This is a genomic window from Streptomyces antnestii, from assembly GCF_004005495.1.
GTDB lineage: Bacteria > Actinomycetota > Actinomycetes > Streptomycetales > Streptomycetaceae > Streptomyces > Streptomyces antnestii.
Genome location: NZ_RZYA01000024.1, coordinates 1 through 15,560, shown reverse-complemented (window position 1 = coordinate 15,560; position 15,560 = coordinate 1). Strand labels below are relative to the sequence as shown.

Here is a 15,560-nt window from a genome sequence, read left to right as displayed (position 1 = left end):
CCAAGTCTTCTGTCCCGGGGACCCCCGGCCCGTCGGTGTCACTCATAGTAAGTCTACGGGTACGCACAGTGGCTAGGGGGTGTGCGGGCTCAATTGGAAAGAGCGGGCGCCGGGTTGACGTACCCAGGCCCCGCGCGGTCGAACCTCAGACGAGCAGGTTGTCCACGAAGCACCAGCGCCAGCTCTCTCCGGGCTCGAACGTCCGCATGACCGCGTGGCCCGTCTCCTTGAAGTGCTGCGTCGCGTGCTGCAAGGGCGACGAGTCGCAGCAGCCCACGTGTCCGCACACCAGGCAGAGCCGCAGCTGCACATAGTGCGTACCGGCCGCGAGGCACTCGAGACAGGTGTCGCTCAGAGGTGCGGGTTCGGGCTGCGGCAGCGCTTCGACGTGCGGGCACTCGTTCATGATGGCCAGGTTACGACGGGCGGCGGCGGCATGGCGGACGGCGGAGGGACGGACTGATGGACGTAGCACCCCTGGTGGGACTGATCGCGGCGAGCGCGGCGGTGGCGGGGGCCGCGCGCAGGACCCCGGTCCCCGCGCCGCTGCTGCTCGTCGCGGTGGGGCTCGTGGCGTCGTACCTGCCGGGGGTGCCGCAGTACACGCTCGACCCGCACATCGTGCTGCCGCTGATCCTGCCGCCGCTGCTGCACACCGCGGCCCTGGACAGCTCCTACCTCGATCTGCGGGCCAACGTCAGACCGGTCGCGCTGCTCTCCGTCGGGTACGTGCTGTTCGCGACGGTCGCCGTGGGCTGGCTCGCGTACGAGCTGATCCCCGATCTGCCGCTGACGGCCGCGCTCGTCCTGGGGGCCGTGATCGCCCCGCCGGACGCGGTCGCGGCGACGGCCATCGCGCGCAGGGTGGGGCTGCCGGCGCGGATCACGACGATCCTCCAGGGCGAGTCCCTGGTGAACGACGCCACCGCCATCACCGCCTACAAGGTGGCGCTGGCGGCCGCGGTCGGGGAGGGTGCCAGCTGGGTGGGCGGCATCCAGGAGTTCCTGGTGGCGGCCGTCGGCGGGATCGGGGTCGGGCTGATCCTGATGGTGCCGCTGCACTGGCTGCGCACGCACCTGCGGGAGGCGATCCTGCAGAACACGCTCTCCCTGCTCATCCCGTTCGTCGCCTACGCGGCCGCCGAGCAGGTCGGCGCCTCCGGAGTGCTCGCCGTGGTCACGGTCGCCCTCTACCTGGGGCACCGCTCCTGGCAGGTCGACTTCGAGACGCGCCTCCAGGAGGCCGCCGTGTGGAAGGTGGTCGCCTTCATCCTGGAGTCGGCGGTCTTCGCACTCATCGGACTGCAACTGCCCGTCGTCCTGAAGGACCTCGGCGAGTACAGCGTGGGACAGGCCCTCTGGTACGCCGTCGCGGTCTTCGTCCTCGTCGTCGCGATGCGCTTCGTGTGGTCGTACCCGGCGACCTACCTTCCCCTGTGCCTCTCCTCGCGTATCAGGGAACGGGAGCGGGACAGCGACTGGCGGCGGCCGCTGATCGTGAGCTGGGCGGGGATGCGCGGGGTCGTGTCGCTGGCGATCGCCTTCTCCATCCCGATGGTCGTCGAGGACGGGAGCCCGTTCCCCTCGCGCAGCCTCGTCCTGTTCCTGACGTTCACGACCGTGATCGGCACCCTCGTCGTCCAGGGGCTCTCGCTGCCCTGGCTGATCAAGCTCCTGAAGCTGCCGGGCCGTGACGCACAGGCCGAGACGCTGGCCGAGGCGCAGGCACAGACCGTCGCCTCGCAGGCCGCCGAGGCGCGCATCGACGAGCTGATGTCGGACCAGCGCAACTGCCTGCCCCAGCCGCTTGAGGACCGGCTGCGGACCGTCCTGGAGCGGCGCCGCAACTCCGTGTGGGAGCGGCTCGGCCAGACCAACCCGGTGACGGGGGAGTCCGCCGACGACACCTACCGCCGGCTCACCCGGGAGGCGATCGCGGCCGAGCGCGAGGTCTTCGTACGGCTGCGGGACGAGCGGCGGATCGACGACGAGATGATGCGCACGCTGCTGCGCAAGCTCGACCTGGAGGAGGCGGCGGCCCACCGGGAGGTCGACGAGTGACGCTCCGCTACGGAGAGGGCGTTCCCGTGATCACGGCTGCCACGCGCGTGCCCGGCGGGAACGCGCCCTCTTCGGTGAGGGTCAGCAGACCGTGCAGCAGTTTGGCCACATAGAGGCGCTCTATGGGGACGCCGTGACGCTGTTCGAAGTCTTCGGCGAAGGCGAGGAGGGCGGGGGTGGTGCGGCCGTAGCCGCCGCAGTGGAAGCGCTCGTCCAGGGACCAGTCGCCGCGCCGGGCGCCGAACGCCTCCTCCTGGAGCGTGCGTATCTCGTCGCCGAGGAAGCCGCCCCTGAGGACAGGGATGCCGAGGGCGCGCTGCCCCGCGGCGAGTCCCGCGGCGAGCCCGGCGAGGGTGCCGCCGGTGCCGCACGCGACGCCCACCACGTCGGCGGCCTGGCGCAGCTCGTGCCCGAGCGCCACGCAGCCGCGCACGGCGGCGGTGTTGCTGCCGCCCTCGGGGACGACGTAGGGGGTTTCCGGCGGCCCGTCGGGCGGCGCCACCGCGCGCAGGATCCGCGCGAGCGTGGCCGGATCCCGCTTCTCCCGGTACGTCGCCCGGTCGACGAAGTGCAGGCGCATACCGTCGGCCACGCACCGCGCGAGGGACGCGTTCAGGGGCCGCTCCGCGAGCTCCTGGCCGCGTACGACGCCGATGGTCCCGAGGCCCAGGAGGCGGCCCGCGGCGGCCGTGGCCCGCAGATGGTTGGAGTACGCGCCGCCGAACGTCAGCAGGGTGCGGTGGCCCGCGGCGGTCGTCGCCGCCAGGTTCGGGGCCAGCTTGCGCCACTTGTTCCCGGGCAGGTCGGGGTGGATGAGGTCGTCGCGCTTGAGCAGGAGGCGTACGCCGTGGCGGTGGAACCGGTCGTCGTCGACCGGCTCCACCGGCGAAGGCAGCCGGGGGTGCGGAAGCGGGTTCGGCGAGGTCGGCGGGGTCACCCGGACATTGTGCAAGGGGCCCGCCGGGGGCCGCGTGCCGAGGGCGCGCTACTTGAGCCGGTCGTGGACGCGCGCCCGCATCGAGGCCATGGTGAAGCCGCGCGGGTCGACCTTGCCGGGCTGCCACTCCTTGTGGCCGATCACCGACCGCTCGGTCCAGCCGTGATGGCGGCACACCGCGGCCGCCGCCTTCTCGACGGCCTCCAGCTGGACCGCGGGCCAGGGGTCCTCGCCGTCGCCGAGGTTCTCGCACTCGAAGCCGTAGAAGCAGCGGTTGCCGTCCGTGTTCGCCTCGTTGTCGTGGGGCAGCGTTCTCTCGGCGATGACGGCGCGCAGGACGTCGTCGTCGCCGAGGCCGGCGTGGTTGGCCCGGCCGTAGCCGACGAGGTGTACGTGGCCGTCCTTGGTGATGACGCCGTGGCACAGCGGGCCCGGCAGGTCCGGATGACCGTTCCGGCAGAGCTCGACGGTGCGCTTGCCGCCGGACGTCGCGGTGTGGTGGATCATCACGCCGTGCACGGGACCCCAGGGCCCCTTGCCGTTCCGGTTGTGGTGTCTCCAGTCGCCGACCTGGACCACCGTCAGGCCCTCGCTCCTGAGGGCGTCCAGGAAGCTGCTTGCGGACATGGGTGGGGCCACGGCCGCCTCCGTTCGCGGGTGCGACGGCTGCCGGGCGCGGCCGTCTCGTACCGCCGCTTGTACCCGAACCGGCTCGCGGGTACTACTTGTTCGCATCGCGTGCGAGCCGTTCCGGTCAGCGTCAGCGTCGGAGTCAGAAGTCAGAGCCAGGGTCAGAGCCAGGGTCAGAGCCAGGGGCAGGGTGGTGTGGCCGTCGGCCGCCGGAGGCGTCAGCTTCTCAGGAAGCCGTCCCCGTGCTCCGCGACGTGACTCTCCAGGGCCCCGAGCGCGGCCTGCGTCGCCTCGGGCGTGCCCGTCCCCTTGCGCTCCGCGTAGTACGCCGCGCCCAGCTTCTTCAGGAGGTCGCCGCCCGCCCGGTGCGCCTGCACCTCGTCCACCTTCTGCTTGCCCTGGTTGAGTGCCTGCTGCGCCTGCTCCTTGGCGCGGTCCAGGAAGCCTGCCATCGCTGTCTCCCGTCATAGGTGCCACGGTCTACCGGTTGAACGCCCGCCGGGATCTTGTAGTTCCTCCGCACCGGAGTTCACCACCCGGAAAACGGGCTCGTGCCCCGTCCACTCTCGCTCAACCCCGCTCGTTTGTGTAATGGCGCGGCCACGCTGCGTGCTGGAAGGCTGGTTGCCGCAGGTCAGTTCTTGATCGGGAGGCAAAGCCCATGTCGGTAGGCGAAGAGGTCCGCGCGGAAGAGTCCGAGCCGCAGCAGAGTCTCGGCACATCCGCCGCGCGGAATCTGGCCACCACCACCAAGTCCGCGCCACAGATGCAGGAGATCAGCTCCAGGTGGCTGCTGCGGACCCTGCCGTGGGTGAACGTGCAGGGTGGCACGTACCGGGTGAACCGGCGGCTCAGCTACTCGGTCGGCGACGGACGTGTGACGTTCGTGAAGACCGGGGACCAGGTGCGGGTCATCCCCGCGGAGCTCGGCGAACTGCCCGCGCTGAGGGAGTACGGGGACCAGGAGGTGCTCGGCGAGCTGGCGGTGCGCTGCCGGCAGCGGGAGTACGCACCGGGCGAGCTGCTCGCCTCGTTCGGCAGTGCGGCGGACGAGGTCTTCCTCCTCGCCCACGGCAAGGTCGAGAAGATCGGCACGGGCCCCTACGGTGACGACGCCGTCCTCGGGGTCCTCGCCGACGGGGCGTACTTCGGCGAGCAGGCGCTCCTCGACCGGGACGCCATCTGGGAGTACACGGCGCGCGCCGTGACCACGTGCACCGTGCTCACGCTGCCGCGCCAGGACCTGGAGCAGGTCGCCGAGCGCTCCGAGAGCCTCGCCGGACACCTGCAGGGGCTGCGGTCCGTGCCGCAGCAGCGGGCGAACAGTTACGGCGAGAAGCAGATCGACCTCTCCGCGGGCCACGTCGGCGAGGCGGTCCTCCCGGGCACGTACGTCGACTACGACGCGGCGCCGCGCGAGTACGAGCTGAGCGTCGCCCAGACCGTCCTGCGGGTCCACTCGCGCGTGGCGGACCTCTACAACCAGCCGATGAACCAGACGGAGCACCAGCTCCGCCTCACCGTCGAGGCGTTGAAGGAACGCCAGGAGCACGAACTCGTCAACAACAGGGAGTTCGGGCTCCTCAACAACTGCGAGTACGACCAGCGGCTCCAGCCGCACGACGGCGTGCCGGGCCCGGACGACCTGGACGAACTCATCAGCAGGCGGCGCGGCACGAAGATGCTGCTCGCCCACCCGCGCGCGATCGCGGCGATCGGCCGCGAGCTCAACAAGCGCGGACTCGTCCCCGAGACCATCGACATGGGGGGCACCCGCATCCCCACGTGGCGCGGTGTGCCCATCTACCCGTGCAACAAGATCCCGGTCAGCGAGGCCCGTACGACCTCGATCATCGCGATGCGTACCGGCGAGGAGGAACAGGGCGTCATCGGGCTGCAGCAGACGGGCATCCCGGACGAGATCGAGCCGAGCCTGTCGGTGCGGTTCATGGGCATCAGCGAGCAGGCGATCATCTCCTACCTGGTGACCACGTACTACTCGGCCGCGGTACTCGTCCCGGACGCGCTCGGTGTCCTGGAGAACGTCGAGATCGGCAGGTGGCGGTGACGCTCATGGCGCGGACCAAGCAGTCCATAGTGCCGCCGCAGCAGGCGGCTTCGGAGGGCCAGGAGGCGGCGTCGATCCTGGCGCAGGCCAGGGCGCGGGTGGACCCGGAGCTGCGCAGGGCCGTGGAGACCCTGCCGGCGTCGCTGCGCCGCGTCGCGCTCTACCACTTCGGGTGGGAGCACGCCGACGGCACTCCGGCGGCGGGGCACGCGGGCAAGGCCATCAGACCGGCGCTCGTCCTCGCCGCGGCGCGGGCGCTCGGGGGAGACCCGGAGCTCGCCGTACGGGCCGCGGCGGCCCTGGAACTCGTCCACAACTTCACGCTGCTGCACGACGACGTCATCGACGGGGACGCCACGCGCAGGCACCGGCCGACCGCGTGGACCGTCTTCGGGGAGGCCGACGCGATCCTGGCGGGCGACGGGCTCCAGGCGCTCGCGCAGCGGCTGCTCGCCGAGGACCCGCATCCGGCGGCCCGGGCGGCGGCCGCCCGGATCGCGGCCTGTGTCGTGGAGCTGTGCGAGGGCCAGGTGGTCGACGTCGCCCTGGAGCGGCGCGCCCCGGACGAGGTCACGCTCGACGAGTGCCTCGTCATGGCGGAGGCGAAGACGGGGGCGCTGCTCGGCTGCTGCTGCGCGATCGGAGGGCTCTACGCGGGGGCCGGGGAGGAGGAGGTCGTGGCCCTCGACAGGTTCGGCAGGGAGGCCGGGCTCGCGTTCCAGCTGATCGACGACGTCATCGGGATCTGGGGGGATCCGGCCCGTACGGGCAAGGCGGCGGGCGCCGATCTGGCGGTCCGCAAGAAGTCCCTGCCGGTCGTGGCGGCGCTCGTCTCGGGCACACCCGAGGCCGGTCGGCTGGCCGCGCTCTACGGCGTGGTGGGACCGGACGACGGCCCGCCGCGGGAAGAAGAGCTGGAGGCCATGGCGCTGGCCGTCGAGCGGGCCGGGGGACGTGACTGGGCACAGCTGCACGCCGCCGACCGGATGGCCCGTGCGGTGCACCAGCTGTCCCGGGCGGTCCCGGTGCCGGAGGCCGCGGGCGGACTGCTCTCGCTCGCGGAGTTCGTGACGCGGCGAAACCATTAGCCACCATGAGCCATCTGTCGGCCGCTGGATCGGCCACCGGGGGCACGGCGTTATGACGTGCGGGTCCCGCGTTCCGGGAGGAGTGTGGGGCCCGCACGCGCGTACGGAGCCGATCGCCTAGGCTGCCGACGGGCCGGCGTGGGACGGCCAACCGGCGCAGGGGCACGGCCCGTTGAAGCGGGCCGCGACATGAGGGGGCGGGCCAACCATGGGCGTGGCGATCCGGAGGGCCACGGAGGACGACCGGGCGGATCTCGTGCGGCTGCTCGACGTGGCGTTCATGGACGACCCGGTGAGCGGCTGGGTCTTCCCCGGCCTGGCCCACCGCCGCCGCACGCACGCGGCCCTCATGGCGGCCTTCGTCGACATCTCGCTGAGCGAGGGCTATGTCGACATCACCGAGGACGGTGCGGCGGCCGCGCTCTGGCTGTCGGTCCCGGCCGCGCCCGGCGGCACGGACGGGACCGCTGACCCCGATCCCGACCCCGACGCCGACCCCGATCTCGACCCCGACACTCACGCCGATGACGGGCCCGCGCAGCTGCGCGCGGCCGTGGACCCGGACAACGAACGGGTGGAGGAGATCGGCCGGCTGACCTCGGCGGCCCACCCGCGCGACCGCGCCCACGAGTACCTGTGGATGATCGCCGTGGAACCGGAGCGGCAGGGCGAGGGCCTGGGCACCGCGCTGATGACCCCCGTCCTCGACCGGTGCGACCAGGACGGCGCCCCGGCCTACCTGGAGGCGAGCAGCGCCCGTAGCCGTGTGCTGTACGAGCGGCTCGGCTTCACCTGCACCGGCAGCGGGATCGCGCTGCCCGACGGGCCGACGATGTGGCCCATGTGGCGGGACCCGCAAGGGAATTGATCCCTCACCGTCCGGCTTCGTCAGCTACTCCCGCGGTACGACCGTCCGTACGATCCGGTCCACGAGGCCGTCCGGGACGCTCACGCCGGGCACCGCGCCGTCGAGCATCCCCGGCATCGTCAGGTGTTCCAGGATGAGTCCCAGTACGGCGAGATAGAGCACGGTCACCGTCTCCGCGCCGCCGGGGAGGCCCGCCTCGGCGTGGAACGAGATGCCGAAGTCGAGGTCGTCGCGGAGCGACTTCATGAGGGACGCGCGCAACTCGGGCCGGCGGCCCGCCTCCAGGCGCATCTCCAGCATGGCCAGATAGCCGGTGCGCTCGCGCTGCGCGCGGCCGAGCAGGTCGTGCATGAACGCCGCGACGAGGTCGCGGTCCCTCGGCCGCTCCAGTAGCTCGGCGACCACCGCGGGGTCCGGGGCGAGACGCGCGTGCAGCCGCACGTCGATCTGGTGCAGCAGGTCGTCGCGGCTGGTGAAGTAGTTCGACGCGGTGCCCGTGGGGACACCCGCCGCCGCGTCCACCGCGCGGAAGGTGAGGCCGCGCGCGCCCTCTCCCGCGAGCACTTCCACCGCCGCGTCCACCAGGGCCGCCCTGCGCTCCGCATTCCTCGCCATCCGCCGACGCTCCTTCTCTCAGGGAAACCTCTTGCAACCACTACAGGTGAAGCACTATAACTGCAGTGGTTCGGACGGGTCACGTGCCGGCCGCGTCACGTGCCGCCCACGGCGCACCGCCCACGGCACGCCCCCGGACACCCTTGTCGCCTGCGGAAAGAGAACGACTTGCGAAAGCTCACGTACTTCGTCGCCGTGTCGGTCGACGGCTTCATCGGCGGTCCGGACGGGGATGCGAACGCCTTCATGTCCTTCCTGGACGACGAGTTCCTCGGCTTCCTCAAGACCGAGTACCCCGAGACGATCTCGGCGCAGGGCCGGCGGGCCCTCGGCCTGGAACACCGGGCCAACCAGCGTTTCGACACCGTCATCCAGGGCCGGGCCAGCTACCAGCTCGGCCTGGACGCCGGTATGACCAGCCCGTACGGGCACCTGCGCGAGTACGTCGCGACGCGCTCGATCGAGAAGTCCCCCGACCCGAACGTGGAGCTCGTCGCCGACGACCTCGTCGGGAAGATCCGTGAACTGAAGGCGGAGGACGGCGAGTTCGACATCTGGCTGTGCGGCGGCGCGACGCTCGCCGGTGAGCTCGCCGACGAGGTGGACGAGCTGGTGCTCAAGACCTACCCGGTGATCCTGGGCTCGGGCATGCCGATGTTCCGCTCCGGCTTCGCGGTCACCGAGTTCGAACCGACGCGGAACCGCACGTTCGGCAACGGCGTGACCGTACGGACGTACAGCAGGAAGCGTCCGGGCCTCCCCGACTAGACTTTTTTCCGGGCGGTGTCGAGAACGCTGCTGCCGCTCCGACGTCTCCGATGAAGCCGCCCGCGCCCGGCGGACGGCGGACCGAAGGAGCGCAGAGCCATGAAGTACCTGGTGATGGTGCAGGGCACACAGCTCGACTACGAGGCGATGCGGGGCAAGCCGTCCGACGGCAACCCGGCCTGGAGCGAGGAGGAGCTGCGGGCGATGTTCGCCCACATGCGGAGCATCAACGACGACCTCGCCGAGACCGGGGAGATGCTCGACGGCAACGGCCTGGCGGAGCCCGCGCAGACCCGCTTCGTCACCCCCGGCGTGGACGGCCCGCCCGTGATCAGTGACGGCCCCTACGGGGAGACCAAGGAACTGCTCGCCGGTTACTGGGTCCTCGAATGCGAGAGCCTGGACCGCGTCACGGAGATCGCCAAGCGCGTCGCCGAGTGCCCCGGACCCGAGGGCGCACCCGTCCGCCCGGTCGTCATCCGCCCCATCCTGGACGGCGGCGGCGACTTGTGCTGACCGCGTCGACCGAGGACGTGCTGCGGTGCTGACCGCGTCGACCGAGGACCGGCCGCGGTGCTGACCCCGGAGACCGAGGACCTGCTCCGCCGTAACGCGCCGCAGGTCCTCGGCGCGCTCGTCCGCCGTTACGGGCACTTCGACGCCGCCGAGGACGCAGTGCAGGAGGCCCTGCTCGCCGCCGCCCGGCAGTGGCCCGAGGCCGGGGTGCCCGGCAACCCGCGCGGCTGGCTGATCAAGGTCGCGTCCCGGCGCCTCGTCGACACCCTGCGCAGCGACGACGCACGCCGCAGACGCGAGGAGGCGGACGCGGCGCTCACCCCGCGCGACGCGTTCACGGCGCCACCGCCTGGCGAGAGCCGGGCCCCCTCCGAGGACGACACCCTCACCCTGCTCTACCTGTGCTGCCACCCGGAGCTCACCCCCGCCGCCCAGATCGCCCTCACCCTGCGCGCAGTCGGCGGCCTGACGACCGCCGAGATCGCCCGCGCCTTCCTCGTGCCGGAGCCGACCATGGCGCAGCGCGTCAGCCGCGCCAAGCAGAAGGTGCGGGGCGTGCGGTTCAGCCTCCCCGGCGACTGGCGCGAGCGCCTGCCCGCCGTCCTCCAGGTTCTCTACCTGATCTTCAACGAGGGGTACACGGCGTCGTCGGGGCCCCGGCTCCAGCGCGCCGACCTGGCCCGAGAGGCGATCCGGCTGACCCGCGCCGTCCGTGCGCTGCTGCCCGACGACAGCGAGGTCGCCGGGCTGCTCGCCCTCATGCTGCTCACCGACGCGCGCCGCGCGGCCCGCACCGACGCTGCGGGCGAACTGGTCCGCCTCGACGAACAGGACCGCTCCCTGTGGGACCGCGAGGCGATCGCGGAGGGCGTCGCGCTGGTCGCCGCGGCGCTCCCGCGCGGACCGGTGGGCCCGTACCAACTCCAGGCGGCCATCGCCGCGTTGCACGACGAGGCGTCGCGCGCCGAGGACACCGACTGGCCGCAGATCCTCGCCCTCTACGACCTGCTCGTGCGGGTCGTGCCCGAGGGCGACGCGATGGCCGCGCTCGGCCGGGCGGTCGCCGTGGCCATGGTGCACGGGCCCGAGGCGGGCCTGGCGGAGACGGACAAACTGACGGAGGCCCTGGGCGGGCACCACCGGCTCGCCGCCGTGCGCGGTCACCTCCTTGAACTGGCCGGGGACCGTGACGCGGCGCGGGCGGCCTACCAGGCGGCGGCGAGCGGCACGCTCAGCCGCCCGGAGAAGCGTTATCTGGGCGTCCGGGCGGCCCGCCTCGGCTGACGCGCCCGTACGTTGTCCCGTATGACTGAACTCCTGCACATCACCGAACGCGCCCTGTGGGACGCGGCCTGCCGGTCCGGCGCCTACGAGGTGTCCACGCGCGGCCGGACCCTCGCCGAAGAGGGCTTCATCCACTGCTCGCTCGCCCACCAGCTCCAGCCGGTGGCCGACTTCCTGTACGGCGATTACGACGGGCCCGACGAGCTGGTGGTCCTGGTCATCGACAGCACGCGGGTGCCCGCACCGGTCAGGTTCGAGGCGGCGAAGCCCGGCGGCGAGGAATTCCCGCACATCTACGGGCCGTTGCCGGTCGACGCCGTGACCGTCGTGCTGGGGTGGGGGGCGGACCGATGAAGCCGTAATGGGACGTGGGTTCCTTTAGTGCGCTCCCCTCTGTTACGTTTGGCGTGCCTTAACGGGAACGTTGAGCCATTTAAGGAGCCCGCCCGCCATGTCGGCGCCCACGCGAACCTCACCCACACAGACCACACCCACACAGACCTCACCCGCCCCCGCCGTCGCGTCGCCCCCGCGCATGACGGCCCGGCAGAAGCTCGTCCTCACCCTCCTCCTCGGCGCCCAGTTCATGATCGCCGTGGACTTCTCGATCCTGAACGTCGCGCTGCCCGTCGTCGGCGAGGGCCTCGGCTTCCCGCTGTCCCGACTCCAGTGGATCGCGACGTCGTTCGCGCTCGCCGCCGCCGGGTTCACCCTGCTCTTCGGCCGCGTCGCCGACCTCGTGGGCCGCAAGCGGCTGTTCCTCGCCGGCATGGCGGTCCTCGGCACCTCCTCCCTCCTCGGAGGGCTCGCCGGATCGCCCGAAGTCCTCCTCGTGGCACGGGTGTTGCAGGGTCTCGCGACCGCCGCCGTCACCCCGGCCGGACTCGCCCTCCTGACCACCGCGTTCAAGGAGGGCCCACTGCGCGAACGCGCGCTCGGCCTCAACGGGGCCCTGATGTCCGCCGGCTTCACCGCGGGCGCGATTCTCGGCGGGCTGCTCACCGACCTGCTCTCCTGGCGCTGGGCGTTCTTCGTCAACGTCCCCGTGGCCGCGCTCGTCCTCGCCCTCGCCCCGTCCGTCATCACCGACTCCCGCCCCGCGCACCGCCCCCGCCTCGACCTGCCCGGCGCCGCGACCGTCACCGGCGGACTCCTGCTCCTCGTCCATGGCCTCACGCAGGCCGGCGAGACCGGCTGGGGCGCCCCCACGACCCTTGCCGCGCTGCTCGCCGGAGTCGCACTCCTCGTCGCCTTCGGGTTCGTCGAGAAGCGCGCCGCCGCGCCCCTCGTCCCCCTCCGCATCCTCAAGCGGCGCACCGTGATCTGGGGCAACGCCGCCGGCCTCATCGCCTTCGTCACCGAGACGTCCCTCGTCTTCCTGCTCACGCTCTACCTGCAGGAAGTCCTTGGCTACTCGCCGCTCGCCACGGGCCTCGCCTTCGGCGTCCTCGGGCTCGGCACGGTGCTCGGCGGCACGCTCGGCGGCCGAGCCGTCGGACGCCTCGGCAACCGGACCACCATCGTCGTCGGCGGCGCCGTCCAGGCCGTCGCGACGCTCGCCCTGGTGGCGCTCGGCACGTCGGGCGCCTGGATCTGGCTGCTCCTCGCGGCGACGTTCGTCGGGGGCGTCGGCAACATGCTGGTGATCGTCGGCTTCATGGTGACGGCCACGTCCGGGCTGCCCGACGAGGAGCAGGGGCTCGCCACCGGGCTCGCGACCATGACCCAGCAGGTCGGCATCGCCATGGGCATCCCCGTGATGAGCGCGGTCGTCACCGCCCGGGTGGCCGGCGCGAGCGGCCCGGACGCGGTCCTGTCCGGGGTCTCCACGGCCGTACTCGTCAACGCGCTGCTGGTGGCGGCCGGTTCGGTGCTCGCCGCGCTGTTCCTCCGCCCCCGGCGCGACAGCCGATCCGGCGCGCCCGTGTCAGACGCGCCCGTGTCAGACGCGGGCGGCCAGTAGCCCCCGCAGCGAGTGCGTCATCGCCGTGACGAACGCGTCCCGCGCGTCCGCGCCGGCCAGGTCCAGGGACAGATAGGGGTTCAGGTCCTCCAGCTCGACCAGGAGCAGCCCGCCCTCCGGCGTGCGGCAGGCGTCCACGCGCTGGATGCCGTGGCCGATGGTGTTCCAGTCGACGAACTTCTGCGCGAACTCCCGGTCCGCGTCGGTGGGTTCGTACGGTTCCAGGGCCCACCGCTCCTCGGGCCGGGGCGCGTACAGGGCGTACTGGAGGCTCCGGTCGACGAAGTAGAACGAGACCTCGTAGCGGAAGCGGATCCGGGGCTGGACGAGGAGGGCGCCGCCGTCGAGGTCCAGGGCGGACAGCGCCTCGCGGCCGACGAACTCCAGGCCGATGGAATCGGCACCGAGCACCGGCTTGACCGCGTACTCGTCCGCGTCGGGCAGCAGCTGGAGATCGGCTGCCCGGGCGACCGTGGGGATGACCGGATACCCGGCGGCGGTCAGGTCGAGCAGATAGCCCTTCCCGGCCATGTCGCCCTTCCCGGACAGCGCGTTGAAGACCGGCACCCCGCCGGCGAGCGCCCGCTCACGGAACGCGTCGTACGCGGCCTGGTAGTGCAGTACGGGCCCGCTGTTGCGCACGACGACCGCGTCGAAGCCGTCCATCAGGGCGGCGGCGTCCAGCGGGTGGCACAGGGCGACGTCGAACTCCTCGCGCAGACGCGACGACAGCCATATGTCCTCGTCGCAGTAGCGGCGGCCACGGGCCGGGTACGCGAGATCGGTGACGTAGAGAAGGCGGGGGCGCGACAGGTCCATCCGGGGGACGCTACCCGAACCCACCGGGAACGCCGACAGCACCCGGCTCCGCGCGGATGCCGGGTGCTGTCGGAACGGACGACGGGAAGGCGTCAGGCCTTCTTCGTCTCCCAGAAGATCTTGTCGATCTGGGCGATGTAGTCCAGCGCCTTCTGGCCCGTGGCCGGGTCCGACGAGGCCTTCGCGGCCGAGAGGGCCTTGAGGGTGTCGTTGACCAGCTGGTGCAGCTCCGGGTACTTCTCGAAGTGCGGGGGCTTGAAGTAGTCGCTCCACAGCACCGACACGTGGTGCTTGGCGAGCTCGGCGCGCTGCTCCTTGATGACGATGGCGCGCGTCTGGAACGCCGCGTCGTCGTTGGCGGCCATCTTGTCCTGGACGGCCTTGACCGACTCCGCCTCGATGCGGGCCTGGGCCGGGTCGTACACGCCGCAGGGCAGGTCGCAGTGGGCGCTGGCCTTCACCTTGGGGGCAAACAGGCGGGAACGCATGTAGCTGTCCTTCCTCGTGATCGTCTTCTCAGGTGGGACATTACTCCGTGGCAGAGGGGTTTTCTCTGGTGCCCCCATGGGCTTAGGACAAAAGTCCAGGGCGCGACCGGGACTGGTGGAGGATGGGACCGGTGGACCGGCGGGCGGATCCGGGGAGGATGTCTTAATGGCTGAGACGGCGGCGAAGACGCGGGAGGCCAGGGTGCCGTTCCAGATCATCGAGGTGGACGGGCCGTCGATGGTGCCCACGCTGTATCCGGGGGACTGGATGCTCGTGCAGCACGGCGCCCGGGTGCGGCCGGGGGACGTGGTGATCCTGCGGCACCCGTTCCAGCAGGATCTGCTCGTGGTGAAGCGGATCTCCGAACGCAGGGAAGGGGGTTGGTGGGTGCTCGGCGACAACCCCCACGCGGGCGGCGACAGCGAGGTGTACGGGGCGGTGCCCGACGACCTCGTCCTCGCCAAGGTGCGCGGCCGGCTCCGGCGCCGCAAGCCGTGGGTGGAGGGCGAGCGTCAGCGCTCGCTCGTGGCCGTCGCGGCGTGGGCGTTCTCCGCGCTGCGGCCCGTGCTGTCCGACCGGTCCGCCTCGGCGCGCTTGCGGGCGCGGTAGGCCGCCACGTTGGCCCGGGTCGCACAGCGGTCCGAGCAGTAGCGCCGGGAGCGGTTCGTCGACGTGTCCAGGTAGGCGTTGCGGCAGGGCGCGGCCTGGCACAGGCCGAGGCGGTCCACGCCGTACTCGGTGAGGTGGAAGGCGAGGCCCATCGCGGCGATCGCCGCGTACCCCGCCGTCGCGTTCGACGGGTGGTCCGCCAGGTGCATGTGCCACAGCGGGCGGCCGTCGTCGTCGCGGTGGTCGTGCCCGGAGATCTGCGGGCTGACCGGGAACTCCAGGAGGAGCGAGTTCAGCAGGTCGACGGCGAGCGTCTCGTCGCCGCTGTCCGCCGCGTCGAAGACGGAGCGCAGGCGCGCCCGTACACCGCGGAAGCGGGTCAGGTCGGCGTCCGTGGCGCGCCGGGCCGCCGACTGCTGGACCCCGAACAGGTCGCGCACCGCGTCGACCGTGGTCAGGGAGTCCTTGCCGCGCCCCGGTTCCTCGGTGTTGACCAGGCGTACGGCGTAGTCCGAGTAATAGGCCAGTTCCACTGTGAGTCCTTACCGGGGCGGTCTATGTGCTGGCGTGGGGGCGTAATGGACGCTTCTGATTCGAGGGTATTACGTACGGGAGGGTTCCTGGGGACGGGGACGGGGTGCGCATGGGAAAGGGGCGGTACGGGCCGTGTGGCCCGTACCGCCCCTTTCACCGTCGTGCTTTACAGGACCTTCGCGCTTTACAGGACCTTGGAGAGGAAGGACTGGGTGCGTTCGTGCTGGGGGTTGGTGAGGACGTCGCGGGGGTGGCCGGATTCGACGACGACGCCGCCGTCCATGAAGACGAGGCTGTCGCCGACCTCGCGG

At 71.8% G+C, this 15,560-nt stretch carries 18 protein-coding genes and 1 pseudogene; 10 read left to right on the top strand and 9 right to left on the bottom strand.

Annotated features, from left to right (window positions below; translation table 11 throughout):
* Positions 1-145: 145 nt before the first annotated feature.
* Positions 146-406, bottom strand: a complete 261-nt coding sequence (locus EOT10_RS34325) for a UBP-type zinc finger domain-containing protein (RefSeq protein ID WP_127832296.1) — start codon at positions 404-406, stop codon at positions 146-148.
* A gap of 56 nt (positions 407-462) precedes the next feature.
* Here EOT10_RS34325 and EOT10_RS34320 point away from each other — a divergent pair, with 56 nt between their 5' ends.
* Entirely contained in the window at positions 463-2,061 is a 1,599-nt protein-coding gene (locus tag EOT10_RS34320; RefSeq protein ID WP_127832295.1) for a Na+/H+ antiporter, read from the top strand.
* 7 nt (positions 2,062-2,068) lie between these two features.
* Here EOT10_RS34320 and EOT10_RS34315 read toward each other — a convergent pair whose 3' ends face one another.
* The 3 genes from EOT10_RS34315 to EOT10_RS34305 all read right to left on the bottom strand — a co-directional run bounded on the left by EOT10_RS34315 (position 2,069) and on the right by EOT10_RS34305 (position 4,080).
* Complete coding sequence (locus EOT10_RS34315) at positions 2,069-2,998, bottom strand: 1-aminocyclopropane-1-carboxylate deaminase/D-cysteine desulfhydrase (protein WP_127832294.1); 930 nt, start codon at positions 2,996-2,998, stop codon at positions 2,069-2,071.
* A 48-nt stretch (positions 2,999-3,046) separates the two neighbouring features.
* On the bottom strand, positions 3,047-3,625 hold the full coding sequence (locus tag EOT10_RS34310; RefSeq protein WP_127832293.1) for a peptidoglycan recognition protein family protein: 579 nt from the start codon (positions 3,623-3,625) through the stop codon (positions 3,047-3,049).
* 221 nt (positions 3,626-3,846) lie between these two features.
* Positions 3,847-4,080: a hypothetical protein gene (locus tag EOT10_RS34305; RefSeq protein WP_127832292.1), complete on the bottom strand. Its 234-nt coding sequence runs from the start codon at positions 4,078-4,080 to the stop codon at positions 3,847-3,849.
* 209 nt (positions 4,081-4,289) lie between these two features.
* Here EOT10_RS34305 and EOT10_RS34300 point away from each other — a divergent pair, with 209 nt between their 5' ends.
* The 3 genes from EOT10_RS34300 to EOT10_RS34290 all read left to right on the top strand — a co-directional run bounded on the left by EOT10_RS34300 (position 4,290) and on the right by EOT10_RS34290 (position 7,652).
* The gene (locus EOT10_RS34300; protein ID WP_127832291.1) at positions 4,290-5,696 is read left to right on the top strand and encodes a family 2B encapsulin nanocompartment shell protein; all 1,407 of its coding nucleotides are present in this window, start codon (positions 4,290-4,292) and stop codon (positions 5,694-5,696) included.
* A gap of 5 nt (positions 5,697-5,701) precedes the next feature.
* Entirely contained in the window at positions 5,702-6,784 is a 1,083-nt protein-coding gene (locus tag EOT10_RS34295) for a family 2 encapsulin nanocompartment cargo protein polyprenyl transferase (protein WP_127832290.1), read from the top strand.
* Positions 6,785-6,992: 208 nt separating this feature from the next.
* Positions 6,993-7,652: a GNAT family N-acetyltransferase gene (locus EOT10_RS34290; RefSeq protein WP_127832289.1), complete on the top strand. Its 660-nt coding sequence runs from the start codon at positions 6,993-6,995 to the stop codon at positions 7,650-7,652.
* A 24-nt stretch (positions 7,653-7,676) separates the two neighbouring features.
* Here EOT10_RS34290 and EOT10_RS34285 read toward each other — a convergent pair whose 3' ends face one another.
* Positions 7,677-8,267: a TetR/AcrR family transcriptional regulator gene (locus EOT10_RS34285; protein WP_127832288.1), complete on the bottom strand. Its 591-nt coding sequence runs from the start codon at positions 8,265-8,267 to the stop codon at positions 7,677-7,679.
* A 168-nt stretch (positions 8,268-8,435) separates the two neighbouring features.
* Between EOT10_RS34285 and EOT10_RS34280 the strand changes: the two genes are divergently transcribed.
* The 5 genes from EOT10_RS34280 (at position 8,436) to EOT10_RS34260 (ending at position 12,798) form a co-directional block, all read left to right on the top strand.
* Complete coding sequence (locus EOT10_RS34280) at positions 8,436-9,035, top strand: dihydrofolate reductase family protein (RefSeq protein ID WP_127832287.1); 600 nt, start codon at positions 8,436-8,438, stop codon at positions 9,033-9,035.
* A 99-nt stretch (positions 9,036-9,134) separates the two neighbouring features.
* Positions 9,135-9,551 carry a YciI family protein gene (locus EOT10_RS34275; protein ID WP_127832286.1) on the top strand — a complete coding sequence of 139 codons (417 nt, stop codon included), beginning with the start codon at positions 9,135-9,137 and terminating at the stop codon, positions 9,549-9,551.
* A 57-nt stretch (positions 9,552-9,608) separates the two neighbouring features.
* On the top strand, positions 9,609-10,835 hold the full coding sequence (locus EOT10_RS34270) for an RNA polymerase sigma factor (protein ID WP_127832285.1): 1,227 nt from the start codon (positions 9,609-9,611) through the stop codon (positions 10,833-10,835).
* A gap of 21 nt (positions 10,836-10,856) precedes the next feature.
* Positions 10,857-11,189, top strand: a complete 333-nt coding sequence (locus EOT10_RS34265) for a DUF952 domain-containing protein (RefSeq protein ID WP_127832284.1) — start codon at positions 10,857-10,859, stop codon at positions 11,187-11,189.
* A gap of 97 nt (positions 11,190-11,286) precedes the next feature.
* Positions 11,287-12,798: an MFS transporter gene (locus EOT10_RS34260; RefSeq protein WP_127832283.1), complete on the top strand. Its 1,512-nt coding sequence runs from the start codon at positions 11,287-11,289 to the stop codon at positions 12,796-12,798.
* Here the strand turns inward: EOT10_RS34260 and EOT10_RS34255 are convergent.
* Both EOT10_RS34255 and sodN read right to left on the bottom strand, forming a co-directional pair.
* A complete protein-coding gene (locus tag EOT10_RS34255; RefSeq protein ID WP_127832282.1) occupies positions 12,778-13,617 on the bottom strand; it encodes an ATP-grasp domain-containing protein in 840 nt (279 codons plus the stop codon). The genes EOT10_RS34260 and EOT10_RS34255 overlap by 21 nt on opposite strands.
* A gap of 92 nt (positions 13,618-13,709) precedes the next feature.
* Positions 13,710-14,105 carry a superoxide dismutase, Ni gene (gene sodN / locus EOT10_RS34250; protein WP_127832281.1) on the bottom strand — a complete coding sequence of 132 codons (396 nt, stop codon included), beginning with the start codon at positions 14,103-14,105 and terminating at the stop codon, positions 13,710-13,712.
* A gap of 166 nt (positions 14,106-14,271) precedes the next feature.
* Between sodN and sodX the strand changes: the two genes are divergently transcribed.
* Positions 14,272-14,715 carry a nickel-type superoxide dismutase maturation protease gene (gene sodX / locus EOT10_RS34245; protein WP_127832280.1) on the top strand — a complete coding sequence of 148 codons (444 nt, stop codon included), beginning with the start codon at positions 14,272-14,274 and terminating at the stop codon, positions 14,713-14,715.
* On the opposite strand, the gene EOT10_RS34240 is transcribed toward sodX, so the two are convergent.
* Together EOT10_RS34240 and EOT10_RS34235 are read right to left on the bottom strand one after the other, a co-directional pair.
* Entirely contained in the window at positions 14,619-15,248 is a 630-nt protein-coding gene (locus EOT10_RS34240) for a CGNR zinc finger domain-containing protein (protein ID WP_127832279.1), read from the bottom strand. The two genes, sodX and EOT10_RS34240, sit on opposite strands and share 97 nt — an antisense overlap.
* Positions 15,249-15,433: 185 nt before the next feature.
* Positions 15,434-15,560: pseudogene (locus EOT10_RS34235) on the bottom strand (ectoine/hydroxyectoine ABC transporter ATP-binding protein EhuA); the annotation flags it as partial.

Excerpts from the sequence above, each read along its gene's own strand:
- EOT10_RS34325 (WP_127832296.1), bottom strand. The coding sequence starts at position 406 with ATGAACGAGTGCCCGCACGTCGAAGCGCTGCCGCAGCCCGAACCCGCA.
- EOT10_RS34320 (WP_127832295.1), top strand. The coding sequence starts at position 463 with ATGGACGTAGCACCCCTGGTGGGACTGATCGCGGCGAGCGCGGCGGTG.
- EOT10_RS34310 (WP_127832293.1), bottom strand. The coding sequence starts at position 3,625 with ATGTCCGCAAGCAGCTTCCTGGACGCCCTCAGGAGCGAGGGCCTGACG.
- EOT10_RS34305 (WP_127832292.1), bottom strand. The coding sequence starts at position 4,080 with ATGGCAGGCTTCCTGGACCGCGCCAAGGAGCAGGCGCAGCAGGCACTC.
- EOT10_RS34300 (WP_127832291.1), top strand. The coding sequence starts at position 4,290 with ATGTCGGTAGGCGAAGAGGTCCGCGCGGAAGAGTCCGAGCCGCAGCAG.
- EOT10_RS34295 (WP_127832290.1), top strand. The coding sequence starts at position 5,702 with ATGGCGCGGACCAAGCAGTCCATAGTGCCGCCGCAGCAGGCGGCTTCG.
- EOT10_RS34290 (WP_127832289.1), top strand. The coding sequence starts at position 6,993 with ATGGGCGTGGCGATCCGGAGGGCCACGGAGGACGACCGGGCGGATCTC.
- EOT10_RS34285 (WP_127832288.1), bottom strand. The coding sequence starts at position 8,267 with ATGGCGAGGAATGCGGAGCGCAGGGCGGCCCTGGTGGACGCGGCGGTG.
- EOT10_RS34275 (WP_127832286.1), top strand. The coding sequence starts at position 9,135 with ATGAAGTACCTGGTGATGGTGCAGGGCACACAGCTCGACTACGAGGCG.
- EOT10_RS34265 (WP_127832284.1), top strand. The coding sequence starts at position 10,857 with ATGACTGAACTCCTGCACATCACCGAACGCGCCCTGTGGGACGCGGCC.
- EOT10_RS34260 (WP_127832283.1), top strand. The coding sequence starts at position 11,287 with ATGTCGGCGCCCACGCGAACCTCACCCACACAGACCACACCCACACAG.
- EOT10_RS34255 (WP_127832282.1), bottom strand. The coding sequence starts at position 13,617 with ATGGACCTGTCGCGCCCCCGCCTTCTCTACGTCACCGATCTCGCGTAC.
- sodN (WP_127832281.1), bottom strand. The coding sequence starts at position 14,105 with ATGCGTTCCCGCCTGTTTGCCCCCAAGGTGAAGGCCAGCGCCCACTGC.
- sodX (WP_127832280.1), top strand. The coding sequence starts at position 14,272 with ATGGCTGAGACGGCGGCGAAGACGCGGGAGGCCAGGGTGCCGTTCCAG.